This window comes from Streptococcus mitis (assembly GCF_047465045.1).
Classification (GTDB): domain Bacteria; phylum Bacillota; class Bacilli; order Lactobacillales; family Streptococcaceae; genus Streptococcus; species Streptococcus mitis_DT.
On sequence record NZ_JASHAR010000039.1, the window covers coordinates 1 to 2,072 of the forward strand.

General features: G+C 26.4%; 2 protein-coding genes. One reads left to right on the forward strand and one right to left on the reverse strand.

What is annotated here, in order from left to right; translation table 11 throughout:
• The first annotated feature begins 35 nt into the window (after window positions 1-35).
• Entirely contained in the window at window positions 36-1,001 is a 966-nt protein-coding gene (locus tag QM409_RS10665; RefSeq protein ID WP_261051041.1) for a polyprenyl synthetase family protein, read from the forward strand.
• Window positions 1,002-1,044: 43 nt separating this feature from the next.
• Here QM409_RS10665 and QM409_RS10670 read toward each other — a convergent pair whose 3' ends face one another.
• Entirely contained in the window at window positions 1,045-2,037 is a 993-nt protein-coding gene (locus QM409_RS10670) for a hypothetical protein (RefSeq protein ID WP_261051038.1), read from the reverse strand.
• Between the last annotated feature and the right edge of the window lie 35 nt (window positions 2,038-2,072).

Genomic DNA, 2,072 nt, shown 5'->3' on the forward strand with positions numbered 1-2,072 from the left:
TAGTGATAATAAATTGTTATCGGTAGGAGAATACTATGGAAAAGACACCAATCATTACGTTAAATAGTGAAGAAAAAGATTTTTTGTTCCGGATTGATTCTGAGATTAAATCAATACTGTTTGAACTACCAGTACAATATCATGAGATACTTCAAGTAGTGAATGGCAGCCGTTTTAGACCGTTATTAACATATTATGGCTATAAGTTATTTTCTGAAAATCTAAATGAAAAAGTTTATAAATCTGCAATAGCTATTGAGTTAATTCATAAATCCTCTATTATTATTGATGATATTATTGATCAAGACGATAAAAGGCATAGCATATACACAGTACATAAGCAATATTCTATTGATGAAGCCTTAGTAATCACAGTTTTTTTATTAGGAAAGTGTATTGAATTATTAGCTGAAATTGATGATTCTACAATTAGGGTATTTAGTCGTATGATTATTAGAATGTGTCAAGGAACAATACAAGAATTGAATATTGATATGAATGTAAGTATTGATAAAATAAAAGAAATCTTAGATAACCAAACTTCACAAGTTATTCAAAATTGTTTAGTGATTGGCATGAAATCATATGATCCTGAATTAGACAATCAACATTTAGCAATTATTGGTTATAAATTAGGCTACTTATTTCAATTACTAAATGATTGCGAAGCATACTTTAATCCTGAGTTCACTATAAAATACAAAGGGAATCATAATTTTGATATTAATAAAAGTAGGAAAAATTTATGTTACGTTTACCTTGAACAGTTTCTCTCTAATAAAGAAAAATTGGGACTTCAGAATAAAGATAAGGTGACTAATATAGAAATTTTATTGAATAAATATAGTGTGTTAAAACATATAAAAAATGAAGTTTCGTTAATTGAGTTTGATATTAAAAAACAATGTGAAGTTTTAGAAAAAAATCACTCTATGGAAAGGTTAAATTATTTTATTGATTATTCAATTAAATTAGCGAAGGTAAGAGCGGGGATTTATTAAGATAAAAGAGCAGAGATTGGAATTCTCTGCTCTTTTAACAACACTAATTTTGTGATAAAAATGGTTGAAGTAACCTATATAGATTTATCAAAATGGGGATGAAACCTATCGGATTGAATATTTTTCCATTGAATAACTGTGGAAAGTTCGGGGAATCTTTATAGAGTTTAAATAGCTCAATATAATCTTTATTAAGTTGTTTATTACTGTAATCGGTAATATCATATTCCTTCAGTTGCATTCTTTTTATTTTTTTTATTATCTCTCTAATATATTTCTTCCAAAGATAGTCAAAAACTAAATAACCAAAGCCAATCAGTATAAAAATTATTCCCCAAGTAATTTTGAATACTAGGTTATTAGGTGTATCTATTATTAATGTATTTCCGGTAAATTTAATAGCAGATAGTGGAGTGGTTAAATAGAATAGAGCAGTATAAGCAATACCTAAAATTCCAAAATAATTACTAAATGAACTCATACTATCGGTAAATTTAACTATCCAATCCGATTCAGATGGATTATGTAGAGAAACTGGTGTCAATGTAGTAAACTCTAATTTTGAAATCTTTCTTAAGGTAAGAATATAGAGTAGATACTTTAAATACAATTGTATTGCAATAAATACAGTTAGGATTAGAGTAATAGCGCCATAGATTGTAATTAATTCGTTCCAGATAAGAACTTTTAATAATATTAGTGAAATGAAATAAATTAAACCGATTGCAAAACAAATAGATATGCTATACCATTTATTTAAATAATCACTATTTTTACTAAGTATTGAAAACAGGGGAAGGTCATTAACTTTAGTGCCTGAAATAGATGTTGAAACGTTTCTTTCTTTTTTCATTAAGTTTCGATATGTGATGATTTGAGCTAACAATAAAGAATTTACACCAAGAACATACACATAATTATTTTTCAATGATGAATCAAAAATTGATACTATAATTCCAATAAAAACCCAACAAGTAAAAATAATTGTCCAAAAACATTTTTGAGATAGAATTTTATCAATTATTTTTATTTCCATAGTATTCTCCTACCGATAACAATTTATTATCACTA

Coding starts and splice junctions, on each gene's coding strand:
- QM409_RS10665 (WP_261051041.1), top strand. CDS start 36: ATGGAAAAGACACCAATCATTACGTTAAATAGTGAAGAAAAAGATTTT.
- QM409_RS10670 (WP_261051038.1), bottom strand. CDS start 2,037: ATGGAAATAAAAATAATTGATAAAATTCTATCTCAAAAATGTTTTTGG.